The following is a 20,397-nucleotide window of genomic DNA, read 5'->3' on the forward strand; positions in this document are numbered from 1 at the left end:
CTCTTATCAATAATATGGAAATGGAACATGATTGAAGTCTCTACCCTCGGAGCCTTAGCTGCCTTAGTGGTAGCCATTGCGCTCATACTGAAAAAAGTCCCACCCGCGTACGGCATGATCATTGGCGCTCTTATAGGCGGTGTGATTGGTGGTGTTTCACTGACCGACACCGTTTCTCTAATGATCGGCGGCGCACAAGGTATTGTGACCGCGGTTTTACGTATTCTTGCCGCCGGTGTTTTGGCTGGCGTTTTGATTGAATCTGGCGCAGCAACATCGATCGCAGAGACGATCGTCAAAAAAGTGGGGGAAACACGCGCGCTTCTCGCCCTGGCATTGGCGACCATGATTCTGACTGCCGTTGGCGTTTTTGTTGATGTCGCCGTCATTACGGTTTCTCCGATTGCGTTGGCGATTGCTCGCCGTGCTGATATCTCTAAAACCGCGATTTTGCTTGCCATGGTCGGTGGCGGTAAAGCCGGTAACGTAATGTCGCCAAATCCCAATGCAATCGCAGCCGCTGATGCCTTTAATGTGCCATTAACCTCAGTGATGGCAGCTGGTGTGATTCCTGGTCTTTGTGGGTTGGTACTGGCGTATTTCATTGCGAAACGTCTGGTCAATAAGGGTTCTAAAGTCGCAGCCAGCGAAGTCATCGCGGTGGATCACAGCAAACTGCCAAAATTTGGCGCTGCCATTGTCGCGCCATTAGTGGCAATTGCACTCTTGGCGTTACGCCCAATTGCCGGCATCAACGTTGATCCGCTCATCGCCTTGCCTTTAGGCGGTTTGCTCGGTGCCGTGGTGATGGGTCGATTCGCCGATACCAACCACTTTGCAGTCTCTGGCCTTTCGCGCATGGCACCGGTTGCCGTCATGCTGCTTGGCACAGGTACTCTCGCAGGTATTATCGCGAACTCAGGGCTTAAAAATGGCTTGATCGATATTCTCACCGCTTCGGGTTTACCGTCCTATCTCCTTGCCCCGATTTCCGGTGCAATGATGTCACTTGCAACAGCATCCACCACAGCAGGAACCGCCGTTGCATCGAACGTATTTAGTCACACCATTCTTGAACTGGGAGTACCTGCATTAGCCGGGGCAGCCATGATTCATTCTGGTGCCACTGTTCTTGACCATATGCCACATGGTAGCTTCTTCCACGCAACGGGCGGCGCTGTTCATATGGACATTCGTGAGCGTTTAAAACTGATTCCTTATGAGTCTGCGGTTGGCTTAATGATCGCTTTTGTCTCTGTCATGATGTTCGGCGTATTTGGTCTGTTTGTATAAGCATTGAGGTAAACATGAAAATTATAATTGCTCCAGATTCCTATAAAGAAAGCCTTACTGCCATGGATGTGGCCATCGCGATTGAAAAAGGATTTAAGCAAGTCTTACCCGATGCACAGTACGTTAAGCTCCCTATGGCAGATGGTGGAGAAGGCACAGTCCAATCGATGGTTGACGCCACTGGCGGGACCATCATCGAACACACTGTCTCGGGGCCACTTGGCCAACCTGTTTGTGGCTTTTTCGGTTTATTGGGCGAAGGCAAGACCGCTGTCATCGAGATGGCGGCCGCTTCTGGCTTACACCTTGTGACACCAGCTCAGCGCAACCCACTCATCACCACAACGTTTGGGACGGGCGAATTGATCAAAGCCGCCCTCGACCACGGTGTAGAACACATTATTGTTGGCATCGGTGGCAGTGCGACCAACGATGGTGGCATTGGTATGGCGCAGGCTCTCGGCATCAAACTTCTTGATGCACAAGGAAATGCACTTGGCTATGGCGGTGGTGAGCTAGCGAAATTGGCAACGATTGACTGCTCTCAACTCGATCCTCGTTTGGCTCAAGTTCGCCTCGAAGTCGCGTGTGACGTTGATAACCCACTATGTGGTACAAAAGGCGCTTCCGCTGTCTTTGGCCCGCAGAAAGGGGCAACGCCAGAGATGGTCAAAATCTTGGATGAAAACTTGGCGCATTATGCCGCGATCATTAAACAGCAACTTGGCGCGGATGTTCGTGATATCGCCGGCTCGGGCGCTGCGGGCGGCATGGGGGCGGCGCTGCTAGGCTTGCTCAATGCCGAGCTTCGTCCTGGTATTGAGATTGTCATGGACGCAGTTCGCTTAGATGAAATCGTCGCGGATGCGGATCTGGTGATCACAGGTGAAGGTCGTATCGACAGCCAAACCATTCATGGCAAAACCCCGATCGGTGTCGCGCGCACAGCGAAAAAGCACAGCTTGCCGGTGATTGGCATCGCGGGTTGTCTGTCGGCCGATTGCGGAGTGGTACATGAACATGGACTCGACGCCGTCTTTGCCGTGGTCAACCGTTCCGTTGATCTGCCAACCGCGTTGGCAGAAGCGGCAGAGAACGTGGAGCTAACAGCAAGAAACGTTGCCGCTGCTTTTTGTATGACTCGCCGTTAAGCTTTGCTTAACGTAAAAAAACCGCTGAAAATTCAGCGGTTTTTTATTATCAACGATTTTACTAAGCCGGCTGTTGGAAAATCACTGTATCGGCTTTTTTGGTGTACTGCCCCATCAGGTGGAAGTTGAGGTAACGGTAGGTATCCGCTGCCGTTGCATCCAACTGTTTCGCGTACTCCATGTACTCTTCTACCGTTGGGATACGGCCAAGAATCGCACCGACTGCCGCCAATTCTGCTGAGGATAGATACACGTTTGCACCTGTACCTAAACGGTTCGGGAAGTTACGTGTTGACGTTGACATCACCGTGGTTTTGTCTGCAACGCGCGCTTGGTTACCCATACACAGCGAACATCCCGGAGTTTCAATACGAACCCCAGCACGGCCGTAAATACCGTAGTAACCTTCTTCAGTCAGTTGGTCACGGTCCATCTTGGTAGGTGGTGCAATCCACAGACGCGTATCAAGCTGGCCTTTGAACTTCTCTAGCAATTTACCCGCTGCGCGGAAGTGACCAATGTTGGTCATACACGAACCAATGAACACTTCGTCGATTTGCGTGCCTTGAACATCTGAAAGCAGACGAGCGTCGTCTGGATCGTTCGGCGCACAAAGAATCGGCTCTTTGATTTCCGCTAGATCAATTTCAATCACGTGTGCGTATTCTACGTCACTGTCTGCCGACATCAGTTCTGGGCTTGCTAGCCACTCTTGCATCGCAACGATACGACGCTCAATAGTACGACGATCACCGTAACCTTCTGAAATCATCCACTTCAGCATCACGATGTTCGAGTTGAGGTACTCTTCGATCGATGCTTGAGACAGTTTCACTGTACAACCTGCCGCTGAGCGCTCAGCGGATGCATCAGACAGTTCAAACGCTTGCTCAACCGTGAGGTGTTCTACCCCTTCGATTTCCAGAATACGACCAGAGAATTCGTTGATCTTACCGGCTTTCTCAACCGTTAATAGACCTTGCTTGATGCCGTAGTAAGGAATGGCATGGACAAGATCACGCAGCGTAATACCTGGCTGCATTTCGCCTTTAAAGCGCACTAAGATTGACTCAGGCATATCCAGAGGCATAACACCGGTCGCTGCCGCAAACGCAACAAGACCAGAACCTGCAGGGAATGAAATGCCCAATGGGAAACGAGTATGCGAATCACCACCTGTACCGACAGTATCAGGCAGCAGCATGCGGTTTAGCCATGAGTGGATAACACCATCGCCTGGGCGCAGTGACACACCGCCGCGATTCATGATGAAATCAGGCAGAGTATGGTGTGTGTTCACGTCTACAGGTTTTGGATACGCTGACGTGTGACAGAAAGACTGCATCACAAGATCGGCAGAGAAACCAAGACAAGCGAGATCTTTTAGCTCATCACGCGTCATTGGGCCAGTGGTGTCTTGCGAACCAACGGTGGTCATTTTAGGTTCACAGTAGGTTCCAGGGCGAATACCCGTTACGCCACATGCTTTACCCACCATCTTCTGAGCAAGCGTGTAGCCTTTGCCCGAATCTGCAACGTCAGCTGGTTTGCGGAATACATCAGACGGCGCTAAGCCTAGTGATTGACGTGCTTTCTCTGTCAAACCACGACCGATGATCAGTGGAATACGGCCACCAGCACGAACTTCATCAATCAACACATCCGTTTTGAGTGAGAATTCAGCGAGAACATCACCGGTTGCATGGTTGGCCACTTTACCTTGATATGGGTAGACATCAATCACATCGCCCATGTTGAGCTTGGAGACGTCAACTTCGATAGGTAGCGCACCCGCATCTTCCATCGTGTTAAAGAAGATAGGTGCGATTTTACCACCCAATACATAACCACCCGCACGTTTGTTTGGTACGTAAGGAATGTCATCACCCATAAACCAAAGCACTGAGTTGGTTGCTGATTTACGAGATGAACCTGTACCCACAACATCACCAACATAAACAAGTTGGTGACCTTGTTCTTTTAGCGCTTCAATCTGTTTGATCGGGCCAATGCTGCCAGGCTGATCTGGCACAATGCCTTCGCGCTCATTTTTTAGCATCGCTAAAGCGTGAACAGGAATATCAGGGCGAGACCAAGCATCCGGAGCTGGAGACAGATCATCGGTGTTGGTTTCACCCGTGACTTTAAATACGGTTAACGTAATTTTTTCGGCAAGCTCAGGTTTTGATAAGAACCATTCTGCATCAGCCCATGACTGAAGCACTTGTTGCGCATATTGATTACCGGCTTTCGCTTTTTCTTCAACGTCATAGAAAACGTCAAACATCAGCAACGTGTGAGACAGCGCTTCAACGGCAATTGGCGCCAGAGCTTCATCATCCAGCAAGGCAACCAATGGTTCGATGTTGTAACCACCTTGCATGGTGCCAAGAAGTTTTGCCGCATGCTCACGGCTGACAAGCGGAGAGCTTGCTTCACCACGAATCACCGCAGCAAGGAAACCCGCTTTAACATACGCGGCTTCATCAACACCTGGGGGAATGCGGTTTTCAAGTAGGTCTAGAAGAAACTCTTCTTCACCTTGTGGGGGATTTTTCAGAAGTTCAACAAGTCCAGCAACTTGTTCTGCATCTAGAGGTTTTGGAACAACTCCCTCTGCTGCACGCTCTTCGACGTGTTTACGGTAGGCTTCAAGCACGACTTTTTCCTCTCATTGCGGTTCCTCCTTTTGTTATTACTATGATTCAAAGTAAAGGAGTGAACATCCTTGGAAACTTGGCTCCCTATTGCCCATGTTTTCATTCAATTATGATTGAGAAACAGCGCCGCAGAGGCCAAACTGTGGGCGATAGAATAGCAAATTTAACGATAAATTAAAATCTCATCACTTTGACCAACATAGCAACTTAAGACTAAAGTCCCATTAAATTTAGCTATTTATTCGTCTTTTTTGTTCAACTTTTCATCACTAGCGGAACGATGTACCAATGATCAAATAGATCGCGTCCAAATCTCGTTCAGTGCGACCATAACCCAAGATAATGGGTCCAATGGGCGAGTTAATTCCTGCGAATACACTCGCCGCGTTGTAGAGCGGTGCGTCACTGATTGTTAACGTCGTATCCGACCAGACACCACCATACTCAACCGATGCGCCTAAATAGACTGGAGCCTCAAACATGCCAAAGTCATTATCAAACCAACGATAGCGATAGACCAAACTGGTGAAAAGTTTGTTTTGTCCAATCAGACTATTGCGCGGAATACCGGACAGATTGAGAAAGCCACCGATAGCCTTAGGATCAAGGGGAATATAGTTGTTTTTACTTTGCACCACCTCATAATCGGCAGACCCGACCAAAGTATGACGCTTATAGGTCGTCGCAACCCGTGCGGCCAAAGATAACTCGTGAACCGTGTCACTTTGTGATTGGCCAGTAAAGTCACTTTCAAAGATCTCGGGGCTTTCATCATGGGAGACCAAATATTCGATATCCAAGTAAGCGCCACGCGTGGGAAGAGCATAATTGTCTAAGGTATCTAAACGATATTGTACGAATGCACCAAGGCGCTCGAAGTTACTCGATCCCGCCGATTGAATGGTGGATAGCTCAATATCCCCTTTCGCGTAACGAGCCCCCAGTTTCAGCTCTTGCCATAGTGTCGGTTGGTATCCTAGCGCCAACTCACCAATAAATTGTGAGTAGGTTATCGGGAAATAATCATAGGCATTCTCGAGTGGAGGCTCATCGAAATCAGAAAATGGAACACTGCGCTTATCACTGCTGTAAGTGGTTTTAGCCGTCGCAAACAGCTCCTGACCAAAAAAGATCGGTGAATAAAACTCCGCCTCAGCTAATTTATCAGTGCCCATTTCCAAATTAATGGTCAACTCACCACCTTGGGAGTTCAGATCGGTGAAGTTGGTCGAGAGGCCAACACCATATTGGCTGTCTGTGGTGAAATCATCTTCAAGGAAAAAGCGAAAGTTAACGTAATTTGGCCCCCAAGATTTTTCATCCACCACGACCACGAGTTGGTTGATCCCATCCACTTCCTCATAGTGATAAGAGATCAGTTCGAAGCGATCTAAGGCATAGAGGTTTTCTATCGCCGCTTCGATTTCATCCGTTTTCAGTACTCGACCAGTATCCAAATCAAGACGACGAGTCAATAGACCATCACTGTAGTGGGTATTGTTGATCACCACAATTTGATCGACGCGAGTCTGGTCACCATAGTTGAGCATTTTTCGTGCTTGCTGCTTAGCATCAATATAGTGCTGGTATTGGCTGCCATTGAGTCGCAGAGCCTGCAGCTTCTCTTTCATCTGATAGGTTGCTTTGTAGCCGGCCTCATACGCATCTGGCATTTTAGCAAATTCGGTGGTTTCCATTTGACCAACATCTGGTCTCAGGTATACATCCTGTCCGCCTAAGCTCTCCGCTTGTTGTTGGGTGCTGCGACGCACAAGATAATTAGACAACTGATCTGCGACCACCAGCATACTGGTAAAGTCTTCTTTCTGCTTGTAATCGGTACTGATGTCGACAGCAATAACAATGTCTGCCCCCATCGCTCTGGCAATATCCACTGGCATATTGTTAACAACGCCGCCATCGACCAACATGCGCCCATTGAGCTCGTATGGAGGTAACGCACCAGGCACGGACATACTGGCCATCATAGCATCCACCAGTTGGCCTTTATCGAGCACCACTTCTTGCAGCTCTACAATATCAGTGGCCACTGAGCGGTAAGGTATCGCGAGCTCATCAAATGATTGGAACTCATTTAAGTTCCCGGTGGTTTCACGCAAAATGCGCAGCATGTTTTGCCCTTGCACAAAACCACGCGGTGCGTGCACTTCACCAAAACGCAAGCCGATGTCGGTTCTTAGCTGATAGCGGTCTTCGGCCTCTTTGTCTCGCACACGACGCTGGCTACGATCGACGCGATCACGATAGCCGCTGTACCAATCGATGCTGTAAATGAAGCTTTCGATCTCGTCAGCGCTCATGCCGGTAGCGTACAAGCCGCCAACATACGCGCCCATGCTGGTCCCCGTGATGTAATCCACCGGAATCTGCATCTCTTCCAGCGCTTTCAACACACCAATGTGCGCCGCGCCTTTAGCTCCACCACCCGCTAAGACCACCGCCACTTTGGGGCGTTCTTCTTCATAGGAAGAGAGTGACTGAGCGAAAACTGTAGGTAGCTTGAGAAGCCCGACGAATACGACGAAACAACATGTCAGGCTATCGAACCACCTCTTATTAACTCGTGTCACGCTTTCACTCTCCCTATGTTTTCACTTTATGTTGAACAGTTTTACACCGAATTGGGTACGGGGACAATTACCAACTGAGCAATTTATTCAACCAGTTAGAGGATTTTTCACACTGTGCTTTTAATTCACCCAGCTTATCCCACACCGGCAGAGTGAATTGACTTGAGCAGTCGAGCGAAAGTTCACCATCGCTTTTTTGCTGATAACCCAAGGTGGTGATCTCTTTTGGCCACGGCAAAATCAGTTTCTCTGGCGTCCGCTGTTTTAGGTATTCAGCGTACACTCGCAACGCACCACTTGCGCCTGTCAGCTTGGTCGGCTGGTTATCATCTCGGCCTAGCCAAATGGTGGTGACTTCTCGGCCGTCAACCCCGACAAACCAACTGTCTCGGCTAGCATTACTGGTGCCGGTTTTGCCCGCGAGCGCAGCCCAAGCAAACTGATTTTGCAGATAACGGCCTGTGCCTTGTGCCACCCCTTGTTTCATCGCATACGTGGTTAGCCATGCTGCCTGCTCATTCACTGCAGGAGAGGATTTGGGCAACGACTGATACAAAACGTGCCCTTCCAAATCCACCACAGAACGAAGGGCGGTGAGTGGCGCTTTTCGTCCTGAATTTGTCAAGGTTTGGTACATCTGCGCCACTTCCAACGGCGTGAGAGAGAACGCACCAAGGAACATAGAAGGGACTGGGCGAATTTCGTTGCGATTTACCCCTAATCTCGCCAACGTATCGGATACTTGATCAATCCCCAATTGCATGCCAAGGCGAACTGTGGGCACGTTGAGTGATTTCGCCAGCGCCTGGTAAAGAGGCACATCACCGCGGAACTGTCGATCAAAATTGCGAGGCTCCCATACCGAGCCTTTACTGCCTTTCAAACTTAATGGCGTATCTTGCAACGTGGTGGCTAAGGTGTATTTTTCAGGCTGTTCTAGCGCCGTCAAATACACGGCCGGCTTCACCAAAGAGCCGATCGGACGGCTGGCGTTGATCGCCCGGTTAAAACCATCGTATCCCGTGCGTTTACCACCCACCATGGCACGAATTTCACCACTGGTACGATCCACGGCAACGGCCGCCGCTTCGAGCTCATTACCCGCCACTTTCCCCAACTCAGGGACTTTTTTGCTGATCGCTTTTTCCAATTTGTCTTGTGAAATAGGATCAAGCGAAGTAAACACGCGCAATCCCGTTTCGCCTTGGAAAGCTTCCCCCACTTTCGCCCTTAATTCCATCGACAACTGCTGAAAATAAGCGGGCTGACGGCTGGCAATACGAGGGACATTTTGAATATCAAGAGGGCGACTGGCGGCTTGATCGTACTCCGATGCGGTGAGCATGTTTTGCTGCATCATCAAACGCAGCACCAAGTCACGACGCTCTTTGGTTCGCTCAGGAAAGCGCACTGGATTATAGTAAGATGGCCCTTTCACCATCCCCACCAGCATCGCCAACTGATCAATACGCAACTCTTGGATCGGTTGACCAAAGTAGTAACGAGAAGCCAAACCAAAACCATGGATCGCTTGGTTTCCACTCTGCCCTAAATAGACTTCGTTAAGATAGGCTTCAAGAATGCGATCTTTACTGTAGCGATAGTCCAAGATCAACGCGATATACGCCTCTCTCACTTTTCGCCATAAAGTTCGGTCTTGGGTAAGAAAAAGGTTTTTGGCCAACTGCTGTGTCAAGGTACTGCCCCCTTGCACCGTTCTGCCCGCTTTAAGATTGACAAACATCGCGCGTGCAATCGCTAATGGAGATACACCATCATGTTGATAGAAATCGCGATCTTCCGTGACTAACAGAGCATCAACCATGATCTCGGGAAATTGCTCACGGCGTAAAAACAAGCGCTGCTCGTCGGTGTCTTTCTCCAGCATGCCCAGCATCTTCGGCTCAAGGCGCAAATAGCCGAGATCCCCTTTGGATTCCAGAGATTGAATGCGAGTTAAGCTTGAGGCGTCAAAATGCAACATCACATGACGATCAGCCTCTGGCCCATCGACAAATTCAAAAGGACGACGAATAAGCTCAATCTTGCTCGATGAAGAGGAATACTCACCGGGATATCTCGGCTGGCTCACCTTGCGATAGTTGAGGATATCGAGCTCTTTCTGCAGCTCCGGGCGAGAAACATTTTCTCCCGCATACAAGGTTTGAATACGCGCATACACCACCGTCGGCAGTTGAAATAGCTGACCTTCAAAACGTTGTTTGACCACGCTATCGAGATAAATGCCGACAAAAATCAGCACTGCTACCAGCGCGAGCCCCGCTTTCCAACTCAAAGACCAAAGCGTCTTCAACCATTGACGCTTTGGTGCTTTCACTGCGCTGCGTTTTTTGGTCGTTTTTCTCGGAGTACGATTGGCGGTACGCTTTCTTGTGGTCGTTTTCTTACTGTCGTTCGACTTTTTTTCTTGGGTCATGAGTGTAACTGTCTTTTGGTTTTATTGGTTGCTTGGTGAGTGGCAGGATCGTCAGGCCAAACATGCTTAGGGTAACGACCTTTCATCTCTTTTTGCACTTCTTTATAAGCGCCAGCCCAAAAACCGGCCAGGTCTTGCGTCACTTGCAAAGGACGACGCGCAGGGGAAAGCAGCTCTAAGGTGAGCTTTACACGTCCTTGCGCCACCGTTGGCGAGCTTTGCTCACCGAACATCTCTTGCATGCGTACCGAAAGTACTGGGTTAGCACCTTGTTGATAGCGAATCATTTGCTGGGTGCCGGTTGGTAAGGTGTAGTGCTTAGGCAACCACTCATCCAATTGCTGATTCAACGGCCAACCAAGGCGAGCATTCAATGCTTCGCAGAGGTTGATTTTAGCCAGATCTTTCACCGTTGCGACATGTGCCATATACGGTTCCAACCATTGCTCTAACTCGCTGAGCAAGCTGGCGTCATCCATCGCTGGCCAAGCCTGTTCCGGCAACCACTCAATGGCACAACGAATACGCTCGAGTAGCGATTGGGATTTATCGCCCCAGTCTAATACCGCTAGCCCCTTTCTTCGGACATAGGAGAGCAAAGCTTGCGTCATTTTTTCTTTTCCGGGTTGAGCAAGTGTTTCTCTGTTCACCACCAGCTCTCCGATTCTTCGCTGCTTTTCCGCCAGTAAACGCCCTTTGGTTTCATCCCAATCAATGTGCTCGTGGCTAACGAGGCAACTTGGATTGCTTTGTTGCAAAGCCGATAGGTCTAGCGGGATAGCCAATTGGATCTGGCTGGCATTTTTTTGGCCACGCATCAGATCGAGCACCACAAGGTACTCTTCTCCGCCCAAAGGGTCGTCCTCACGCAGTTCTGCTCCGTGACCATTTGCCATCAAATATCGGCCAAACTGTTGGCCTCGTTTTTGAGCAATGCGATCGGGAAATGCCAAGCTAGCGGCAATGGCACAGGCCGATTCAGTCACCCGCTTCAAAGAGAAAGTGCCATTGAGTTTATTCGCCAGAGCATTGGCTCGCTGAGTGAGTAGCGCCGTCTTGCTGTGCTTACTTTGCTGCCAACGGTGTAAGCTGTGGCAAACGTTGCTGATGTTACGCTCAGGCTCTTCCAACATCACCGCGACTGCCAAGGCTGAGGCGAAAAGCGTCTCGTCGCGTTGCTGAGCACCGATCAACATGGCGGCAATACGCGGCTCAACACCAAGCCGCTGCGCCAGCTGTCCTTCACTCGTCAATTGGTGCCCAGAGATTAATCCCAATTGCTGCAACAGTTGTTTGGCCTGACGCACCGCTGCCGAAGAGGGGATATCCAATAACTTCACTTGTTCTGGTTCACTTACCCCCCATTGCGCCAGCTCCATCATCAACGGAGCAAGATCGGCTTGCATGATCTCTGGAAGGGGCACACTCGCCATTTGCTGGTACTGGCTTTCAGAGTACAAACGTACACAAATCCCCTCTTCCACTCGACCCGCACGCCCCGCGCGCTGAATGGCTGACGATTGCGCAATACGCACTTGCTCTAACTTGGTGATCCCCGTTTTCAAATCAAACTTTGCCACCCGCTCTAAACCGCTATCGACGACCAAGCGGATCCCTTCGATGGTTAACGATGTTTCGGCAATGTTGGTCGCCAGCACCACCTTTCGCTCACCGGCTTTGGCGGGCTCAATCGCCTTTTGCTGCTCAGCAAAAGAGAGCTGACCGTACAACGGGCAGATCACCACTTGCTCACTGAGATGCTCTAAACGCTCTGCCACTTGTTTGATCGCTGCCACTCCTGGTAGAAACGCCAGCAAAGAGCCCGATTCCGTTGCCAGTAGATGCTCAATGGTTTTCGCCATCACATTGGGTAAAAAATCGTTCGTTTTTAACGGCTGATAGCGCTGCTCAACCACATAACTGCGACCTTGAGATTCTATAAAACTGGCCTGAGGCATGAGAGATTGCAAAGCATGCTGCTCAAGTGTGGCCGACATCACCACTAATTTCAGATCGTCACGCAGCGCTTCTTGCACTTCAAGAGCAAGCGCCAAGGCAATATCAGCATGCAAACTACGCTCGTGAAATTCATCAAAGATCAGTACATCAACCCCATTCAGCTCTGGATCGCTTTGGATCATGCGCGTCATGATCCCCTCGGTAACGATTTCCAGCTTGGTCGCGTGGCTAACCTTGCTTTCGCCACGAACACGATACCCCACTCTCTCACCAACTTTTTCGCCAAGTTGCTGCGCCAAATAGCGAGCAATATTGCGCGCCGCTAAGCGTCGTGGCTCAAGCATCACGATTTTTCCGCTGAATTCATTACTCAGCAGCAACTGCAAAGGGAAATAAGTGGATTTACCCGCACCAGGTGCGGCTTTGAGTATGACTTGTGAATGTTGCGAGACCGCGCGAAGCAGTTGTGGCATCACGGCGTGGATAGGCAATTGTGACAATGTTGAGTCCTTATGCTTAAATGGCGGCCACATTGTACATAAAAACCCGCTCGTCTAAATAAGCAAATGCATTTCGAACCCGCGCTAGATTGCGCCCTATTACAAAAACGCTATAAACGCTTTCTCGCCGATGTGACCTATCAAAGCGGCGAGACAGGCACGATTCATTGTGCCAATACTGGTGCCATGACTGGCTGCGCAACCCCTGGTGATAAAGTGTGGTACTCCACTTCCGACAACCCCAAACGAAAATACCCCCACAGTTGGGAAATCACAGAAACGCAGCAGGGTCACCTTATCTGTGTCAATACCCTTCGCGCTAACCAGCTTGCTGTGGAAGCGATTGAACAAGGCTGGATTAAAGAGCTCTCAGGGTATGAGCAACTTCAAACTGAAGTGAAATATGGTCATGAAAATAGTCGAATTGATATCTTGCTCAGCGCAAGCGACCGACCAGCATGCTATATAGAAGTAAAGAGTGTCACCTTGCTAGATGACACCGAGCCTGGACAAGGCTTCTTTCCTGATGCAGTGACCACCCGTGGACAAAAACACCTGCGAGAGCTCACAGAAATGGCACAAAATGGAAGTAGAGCCATACTTTTATTTGCTGTTTTACATTCAGGTATTGAAAAAGTTGCTGCGGCGCTCCATATAGACGCCAAATATTCCCAATTACTAAAACAAGCACAAAAAGCCGGAGTTGAAGTCCTCTGCTATAAAGCAGAGATCAGCAATACTGAAATCAAACTCAATTCTGCTATTGCGTTTAACAATAGCTAGAAAAATGATGTGGTCTTCACATTGACGTTAAGTTTACGATTGATAGTTTGCCAGCACCGCCTCTTTCTGCTATAGATACCCGCCTTAAATTAGCTGCTTAGCAGTTGACTAGGTGTAAGTAGGAGATGCTGTATGCCAGAATCGAAGAAAAAAACGCTAGGCATCCTAGCCATTGCAGGTGTGGAGCCATATCAGGAAAAAGCCGGTGAAGAATACATGTCACCAGGCCAAGTGGCTCACTTTAGAAAGATTTTAGAAGCTTGGCGCAATCAGCTTAGGGAAGAAGTTGACCGTACTGTTCACCATATGCAGGACGAAGCGGCGAATTTTCCTGACCCAGTTGACCGTGCCTCTCAAGAAGAAGAATTCAGCCTAGAACTGCGTAACCGTGACCGCGAACGCCGCCTGATCAAGAAAATTGAGAAGACGCTGGATAAAATCAAAGACGATGATTTCGGTTTCTGTGAATCTTGTGGTGTGGAAATCGGCATTCGCCGTTTAGAAGCGCGCCCAACTGCCGATCTTTGTATCGACTGTAAAACGCTTGCAGAGATCAAAGAGAAGCAAATGCAAGGTTAAGAATAACCTGCCTAACATGATTAAGGGAGCTGATGCTCCCTTTTTGTTTTGAGATGACATCCATGAGCTACATCGGTCGTTTTGCCCCCTCCCCATCAGGCCCATTGCATTTTGGCTCTTTGATTGCAGCTTTAGGCAGCTACTTTCAAGCCAAATCTCAGCATGGTCAGTGGTTAGTGCGTATTGAAGATCTCGATCCGCCTCGAGAAATGCCGGGGGCGGCGGATTTGATTTTAAAAACGCTCGAAACTTATCACTTATTTTGGGATGGCGAAGTGGTTTACCAAAGCCAGCGTCATCACCTCTATCAAGCGCAAATTGATCAATGGCTGCAAAGCGGTCAAGCCTATTACTGCCAGTGCAGTCGCAAGCAGATCAAAGAAATGGGTGGCTATTACAACGGCCATTGCCAAGAGTTGCATTTGGATGAAGGGGCTATTCGTCTCAAAATGACGCAGCCCATCACTCATTTTGACGATCTTCGTCATGGGCAGATGCAGATTCCTCTTGAACTCGCGCAAGAAGATTTCATCATCAAACGCCGTGATGGTTTGTTTGCCTATAATCTTGCAGTGGTATTGGACGATATCGATCAGGGTGTGACTGAAGTGGTGCGTGGCGCTGATTTGATCGAACCAACCGGTCGTCAAATCAGCTTGTACCGCATGCTCGGTCAAGTTCCTGTCCGATATTTGCACTTGCCACTGGCAATGGATAAAAATGGCAACAAGCTCTCCAAACAAAATCATGCCACTGGCATTGATTTGACACATCCAGCCTCTATGATTCTTGAAGCGATGGCTTTTTTAGGTTTTGCCATTCCCAAAGAACTTCATCAGGCCAATTTGGATGAAATTCTGCGTTGGGGTGTACAAAATTGGCACCTAAATCAGTTGCCCGAGTCGCTAGAAATCACGGCGCGATTCTCAAATGGCACGGCGTGAGCTATTATAGGGCGCAAATTCAGGCCAAATCGGCGTAAAAAACTAACCCATGCAAAGTGATGATCATTCACTGTTGCCAGATGCACATGAATAAAAACGAATATACAACATGCGATTCCACCACGTGTCCGGAACTCGCTTTAAATGTCATTACTCGTCAAGAGCACAATATTTCGCGCAAGCAGATTAGCGACCATGCGCTAAAAGTACTGTACCGACTTCATGGCGCCGGCTTCGACGCTTATCTTGTTGGCGGTGGCGTACGTGATTTACTGCTGGGACAAAGCCCAAAAGATTTTGATATTGCAACCAACGCGACACCTGAGCAGCTAAAGCAGTTATTCCGTAACTGCCGCCTGATTGGTCGCCGCTTTAGACTGGCGCATATCATGTTTGGTCGCGAAATAATTGAAGTGGCCACGTTCCGTGGACACCACCAAGATGCCAATTCGCAGATCTCCCAGCAGTCAAAAGAAGGCATGCTGTTGCGTGATAACGTGTATGGCACCATTGATGAAGATGCTGAGCGACGTGACTTCACCATCAATGCGATGTATTACAACATTGCCGATTACTCGATCCACGATTACGCAGGTGGTGTTGAAGACCTTGAAGATCGCTTAGTACGCTTAATTGGCGACCCAGAAACTCGCTATCGTGAAGATCCTGTACGTATGCTTCGCGCGATTCGATTTGCCGCCAAGCTCGACTTCGATATCGAAGAAGACACGGCAGCACCGATCGAAGAGATGGCGTATTTGTTAAGAGACATCCCTGCCGCGCGTTTATATGAAGAATCGCTCAAGCTACTGCAATCGGGCCATGGCTTGGAAACGTATCACCTCATGCGTGAATACAATCTATTCCAACAAATGTTCCCAGCGATCTCAGCTTATTTCACCGAGGATTACTCTTCCAAAACTGAGCGGATGTTGGACCTAGTCTTAGACTCCACCGACATTCGTGTCGAAGAAGGCAAGCGCATTAATCCCGCTTACATGTTTGCAGCTATGCTGTGGTATCCACTGCTTGAGCTGGCGGACAAATTGATGGATAGCCACAATTTGTGTCACTACGACGCCGTCATGGAAGCGAGCAACCTGATCCTTGATGAGCAGGTGCGTTCGATTGCTATTCCGCGCCGCCACACCGCAACCATTCGTGAAATTTGGCAACTGCAACTGCGTCTACCTCGTCGCAACGGTAAACGTGCATTCCGCTTAATGGAACTCAACAAATTCCGTGCGGGTTTCGATTTCCTCGAAATGCGCGGTGAAGTGGAAGGTGGAGAGACAGCCAAACTCGCTAACTGGTGGAACACCTTCCAAAACGCAGGACGTGAAATGCGTCTCGCGATGGTGAACGATCTAGAAGGCCCTGCAGGTGGTTCAAAAACTGGCCGTAAGCGTCGCTCCTTTAATAAGAAAAAGAGCAGAAGCCAATCATGATCACTGCCTATATTGCCATTGGCAGTAATCTTGCCGATCCTGTTAGCCAAGCCAAAAGCGCCATTGAAGCACTAAAAACGCTGCCAAAATCGCGCCTACTTGTCGCTTCACAGCTCTACAGCAGCTCCCCGATGGGCCCGCAAGATCAACCAGACTACATCAATGCGGTCGCTGCCATAGAAACCGAATTAACGCCGTTGGAACTGCTCGATTGCACTCAAGCTATTGAACTGGAACAAGGGCGTGTCCGTAAAGAAGAACGTTGGGGCCCAAGAACCCTCGATTTAGATATTATTCTTTACGGCGATGAGGTGATCGACTCCGAGCGATTGACCATTCCTCACTACGGAATGAAGGAGCGCGAGTTCGTGCTCTACCCGCTCGCTGAAATCGCACCAAATTTAACCCTCCCTGATGGGACCGAGCTATCTCAACTTCTCACAATAGTGGATAAGAATGGCCTCGGCATTTGGCATTCATAGCCAAATCCTGGTAAGGAAAAATCATGAAAAAAATCACCATTAATGACCTGATTAAGTGGAAGCAGGAAGGTCGTAAATTTGCGACTTCAACAGCATACGATGCAAGTTTTGCGCAACTTTTTGAGAGCCAAGAAATGCCAGTATTACTGGTCGGCGACTCTCTTGGTATGGTGTTGCAAGGCAAAAATGACACGCTTCCAGTGACTGTTGAAGACATTGCTTACCACACACGCTGTGTTCGTACGGGTAGCCCAAATTGTCTATTGATGGCGGATATGCCATTTATGAGTTACGCCACACCAGAGCAAGCCTGTGAAAACGCGGCGCAATTAATGCGAGCGGGCGCCAACATGGTCAAAATCGAAGGTGGCGATTGGCTGGTTGATACGGTAAAAATGCTTACAGAGCGTGCGGTTCCAGTGTGTGCCCACCTCGGTTTAACACCACAATCCGTTAATATTTTTGGTGGTTACAAAGTGCAAGGCCGCGATCAGGAAAAAGCCGATCGCATGGTCAAAGATGCACTAGCGTTGCAAGCGGCAGGTGCACAAATCGTCCTACTTGAGTGTGTACCTGCTGAGCTAGCAGCGCGAATTACTCAAGTACTGGATGTACCTGTGATTGGTATTGGCGCTGGAAATGTCACTGATGGCCAAATCCTCGTGATGCACGATATGTTTGGTATTTCAGCCAATTACATGCCAAAATTCTCGAAAAATTTCCTGGCAGAAACAGGAGATATGCGCAAAGCCGTGGCGCTGTACATGGAACAAGTACAAGCAGGCACCTTCCCTGATGAAGCGCACACCATTGCTTAGAGGATAATGTAAATGCAAACCTTTGCCGAAATTTCAGCCCTTCGTGAACAGATCAAAACGTTCAAACGCGAAGGACGTCGAATTGCTTTTGTTCCAACCATGGGCAATTTGCATGAAGGCCACTTGACGCTAGTGCGTAAAGCTCGTGAGCACGCCGATATCGTGGTTGTCAGTATTTTTGTTAACCCAATGCAGTTTGATCGCGCTGACGATTTAAATAATTATCCAAGAACGTTGGAAGATGATCTCAGCAAACTCAACGGTGAAGCAGTTGAACTGGTCTTTACGCCAACGCCAGAAATGATCTATCCAGAAGGCTTGGATAAGCAGACTCTCGTTGAAGTCCCTGGCTTATCAACCATGCTGGAGGGGGCATCGCGTCCAGGCCATTTCCGCGGTGTCGCGACAGTGGTGACCAAGCTGTTTAACATTGTTCAGCCAGACGTGGCTTGCTTTGGTGAAAAAGATTTCCAACAGCTCGCTATCATTCGCAAAATGACCACCGATTTAGCAATGGACATTGAGATTATTGGTGTGCCTACCGTGCGTGAGATGGATGGCCTTGCCATGAGTTCTCGCAATGGCTTGTTGACCATTGATGAGCGCCAACGTGCGCCAGTCTTGGCTCGCACCATGCGTTGGATCAGCAGCGCTATCCGTGGTGGCCGTGATGACTTTGCTTCTATCATTGAAGACGCCAGCGATCAATTGCGCGCCGCAGGCTTACACCCGGATGAAATTTTCATTCGTGATGCACGCACTCTACAAGCGGTAAACGCGGAGAGCACGCAAGCCGTTATTCTGATGTCCGCTTTCTTGGGCAAAGCTCGCCTGATCGACAATCAAGTTGTGGAATTAGTGAAAGACAGCAAAGAAGAAGTCGACAGCACCGAATCAGAAAGTGAAAACAGTCACTGATGTGTCATCACTGACCTAAACACTTCCCGCACAAAGAATAAAGGGATTGCCATTGGCAATCCCTTTTTGTTATCTGTGAACTGAACATGAGTTTTCGTTAAGAACGCAAACCGATACCACGTGTCACTAAGTAGTGCGCTACGCCATAAAGTAAGACAACAAACGCACTTAGCACTGTAAACGATGTGGCGATCCCCACATCAGAAACGCCCAAGAAACCATAACGAAACGCGTTAACCATATAAACAATCGGGTTGATTTGCGACACACCTTGCCAAAACTCAGGCAATAACTGAATGGAGTAGAAAACACCGCCAAGATAGGTCAATGGCGTAAGCACAAACGTGGGGATAATTGAAATATCGTCAAACGTTCGGGCAAAAACTGCGTTGATCAAACCACCTAATGAAAAGACCACTGACGTCAAAAAGACCGTCGCAATGATGATTCCCCAATGCTCAACTTGCAAATCAACGAACAGCAAAGAGACCATGGTAACCATGGCACCCACCAGCAAACCACGAGCGACACCGCCCATGACAAAACCAAAAATAATCACGTAATTCGGCACAGGTGCCACTAACAACTCTTCGATGTTGCGCTGAAATTTGGCACTAAAGAATGATGAAGCAACGTTGGAATAGGAGTTGGTGATCACCGACATCATGATCAAACCGGGTACGATATATTCCATGTAACTGAAACCGTTCATTTGGCCAATGCGAGAGCCAATCAAATTACCAAAAATAATAAAATACAGCGTCATGGTAATGGCTGGCGGCACCAAGGTTTGGACCCAAATCCGAGTAAAGCGGTTGATCTCTTTGGTTAACAGGCTACAAAAAGCAGTCCAATAAAGACGATACATATTATTTCTCCTTCGCCTGTTCACGCACGATGTTCACAAACAGCTCTTCTAAGCGATTGGCTTTATTACGCATCGACATGACCATTACCCCCTGCTCACTCAACTGACTGAACACATGGTTTAACGGCTGGCTTTTCTCCACTTCGATCTCTAAAGAGTCATTTTCAACACGAGATGACACCACTCCTTCCAAACAAGGAATCGGCGAATTCGGGGCAAGATCTAAAATGAATGTTTCCACATCTAACTTAGCCAGCAACGACTTCATCGTGGTATTTTCAATTAACTCACCTCGGTTGATGATGCCGATATTGCGGCACAGCATTTCAGCCTCTTCCAAATAGTGGGTGGTCAAAATGATGGTAATGCCCTGCTTTTGATTGATCTCTTTGAGAAACTCCCACATTGAACGACGCAGCTCGATATCAACACCCGCCGTTGGCTCATCTAAAATCAGCAGCTTAGGTTCATGCATCAGAGCACGAGCGATCATCAGACGACGCTTCATCCCACCAGAAAGATTTCTTGCTCGCTCTTTGCGTTTTTCCCACAAATCGAGTTTGGTCAGATACTTCTCTGCTCGTTGCTTGGCGAGTTCACGTGGCACACCGTAATAACCAGCCTGCTGCAACACGATCTGCTCTACGGTTTCAAACTGATTGAAGTTGAACTCCTGTGGCACCAAGCCAAGATGTTGCTTTGCCAACTCCAAATCGCGATCAATGTCGTAACCAAAGACTTTGACGTTGCCCGATGTTTTGTTCACCAGAGAAGAAATCACGCCTATTGTGGTGGATTTCCCCGCGCCATTTGGCCCCAGCAGCGCATAAAAATCCCCTTCTTGCACGCCTAAACTGATGCCTTTTAGCGCCTCGAAGCCTCCAGCATACGTTTTTCGTAGCTGCTCAATTTGTAATGCATACATAATGTTGTATTGCTCTTTTTCTCTATGATGCCTATCAAATG

Annotated in this window: 15 protein-coding genes; 9 read left to right on the top strand and 6 right to left on the bottom strand. The window is 48.9% G+C overall.

The genetic code is table 11. The features are described 5' to 3' along the window. Positions 1 to 27 precede the first annotated feature (27 nt). On the top strand, positions 28 to 1,293 hold the full coding sequence (locus CIK04_RS16285) for a GntP family permease (protein WP_011079576.1): 1,266 nt from the start codon (positions 28 to 30) through the stop codon (positions 1,291 to 1,293). A gap of 14 nt (positions 1,294 to 1,307) precedes the next feature. Continuing rightward, a complete protein-coding gene (locus CIK04_RS16290) occupies positions 1,308 to 2,444 on the top strand; it encodes a glycerate kinase (protein ID WP_097352091.1) in 1,137 nt (378 codons plus the stop codon). Between the two features lie 61 nt (positions 2,445 to 2,505). Here CIK04_RS16290 and acnB read toward each other — a convergent pair whose 3' ends face one another. The 4 genes from acnB to hrpB all read right to left on the bottom strand — a co-directional run bounded on the left by acnB (position 2,506) and on the right by hrpB (position 12,591). Beyond that, the gene (gene acnB / locus CIK04_RS16295; protein ID WP_097352090.1) at positions 2,506 to 5,103 is read right to left on the bottom strand and encodes a bifunctional aconitate hydratase 2/2-methylisocitrate dehydratase; all 2,598 of its coding nucleotides are present in this window, start codon (positions 5,101 to 5,103) and stop codon (positions 2,506 to 2,508) included. Between the two features lie 270 nt (positions 5,104 to 5,373). Next, positions 5,374 to 7,662, bottom strand: coding sequence for a patatin-like phospholipase family protein (locus CIK04_RS16300; protein WP_232708571.1), 2,289 nt, complete (start codon positions 7,660 to 7,662; stop codon positions 5,374 to 5,376). A 100-nt stretch (positions 7,663 to 7,762) separates the two neighbouring features. Further along, positions 7,763 to 10,132 carry a penicillin-binding protein 1B gene (gene mrcB, locus CIK04_RS16305; RefSeq protein WP_097352088.1) on the bottom strand — a complete coding sequence of 790 codons (2,370 nt, stop codon included), beginning with the start codon at positions 10,130 to 10,132 and terminating at the stop codon, positions 7,763 to 7,765. Further along, complete coding sequence (gene hrpB / locus CIK04_RS16310) at positions 10,129 to 12,591, bottom strand: ATP-dependent helicase HrpB (protein WP_097352087.1); 2,463 nt, start codon at positions 12,589 to 12,591, stop codon at positions 10,129 to 10,131. The genes mrcB and hrpB overlap by 4 nt, the downstream gene beginning before the upstream one ends. Positions 12,592 to 12,657: 66 nt before the next feature. Between hrpB and sfsA the strand changes: the two genes are divergently transcribed. From sfsA to panC, 7 genes are all read left to right on the top strand, one after another. Continuing rightward, positions 12,658 to 13,374: a DNA/RNA nuclease SfsA gene (gene sfsA, locus CIK04_RS16315; protein WP_017421209.1), complete on the top strand. Its 717-nt coding sequence runs from the start codon at positions 12,658 to 12,660 to the stop codon at positions 13,372 to 13,374. A 132-nt stretch (positions 13,375 to 13,506) separates the two neighbouring features. Further along, positions 13,507 to 13,953, top strand: a complete 447-nt coding sequence (dksA, locus tag CIK04_RS16320) for an RNA polymerase-binding protein DksA (RefSeq protein ID WP_017421208.1) — start codon at positions 13,507 to 13,509, stop codon at positions 13,951 to 13,953. 62 nt (positions 13,954 to 14,015) lie between these two features. Then, positions 14,016 to 14,897 (top strand): tRNA glutamyl-Q(34) synthetase GluQRS, encoded by an 882-nt coding sequence (gene gluQRS / locus CIK04_RS16325; RefSeq protein WP_026060807.1) that lies wholly within the window; start codon positions 14,016 to 14,018, stop codon positions 14,895 to 14,897. 80 nt (positions 14,898 to 14,977) lie between these two features. Further along, a complete protein-coding gene (gene pcnB, locus CIK04_RS16330; RefSeq protein WP_026060806.1) occupies positions 14,978 to 16,345 on the top strand; it encodes a polynucleotide adenylyltransferase PcnB in 1,368 nt (455 codons plus the stop codon). Next, positions 16,342 to 16,827: a 2-amino-4-hydroxy-6-hydroxymethyldihydropteridine diphosphokinase gene (gene folK, locus CIK04_RS16335; RefSeq protein ID WP_045622098.1), complete on the top strand. Its 486-nt coding sequence runs from the start codon at positions 16,342 to 16,344 to the stop codon at positions 16,825 to 16,827. Before pcnB ends, folK begins: the two co-directional genes overlap by 4 nt. Positions 16,828 to 16,850: 23 nt before the next feature. After that, positions 16,851 to 17,645, top strand: coding sequence for a 3-methyl-2-oxobutanoate hydroxymethyltransferase (gene panB, locus CIK04_RS16340; protein ID WP_038969627.1), 795 nt, complete (start codon positions 16,851 to 16,853; stop codon positions 17,643 to 17,645). 12 nt (positions 17,646 to 17,657) lie between these two features. Then, on the top strand, positions 17,658 to 18,563 hold the full coding sequence (gene panC / locus CIK04_RS16345) for a pantoate--beta-alanine ligase (RefSeq protein WP_038964323.1): 906 nt from the start codon (positions 17,658 to 17,660) through the stop codon (positions 18,561 to 18,563). 97 nt (positions 18,564 to 18,660) lie between these two features. Here panC and CIK04_RS16350 read toward each other — a convergent pair whose 3' ends face one another. Further along, entirely contained in the window at positions 18,661 to 19,431 is a 771-nt protein-coding gene (locus tag CIK04_RS16350; protein ID WP_026130632.1) for an ABC transporter permease, read from the bottom strand. A 1-nt stretch (position 19,432) separates the two neighbouring features. After that, positions 19,433 to 20,356 (bottom strand): ABC transporter ATP-binding protein, encoded by a 924-nt coding sequence (locus CIK04_RS16355; RefSeq protein ID WP_017421202.1) that lies wholly within the window; start codon positions 20,354 to 20,356, stop codon positions 19,433 to 19,435. Positions 20,357 to 20,397: the final 41 nt, after the last annotated feature.

The sequence above is a fragment of the Vibrio sp. 03_296 genome (assembly GCF_002265885.1).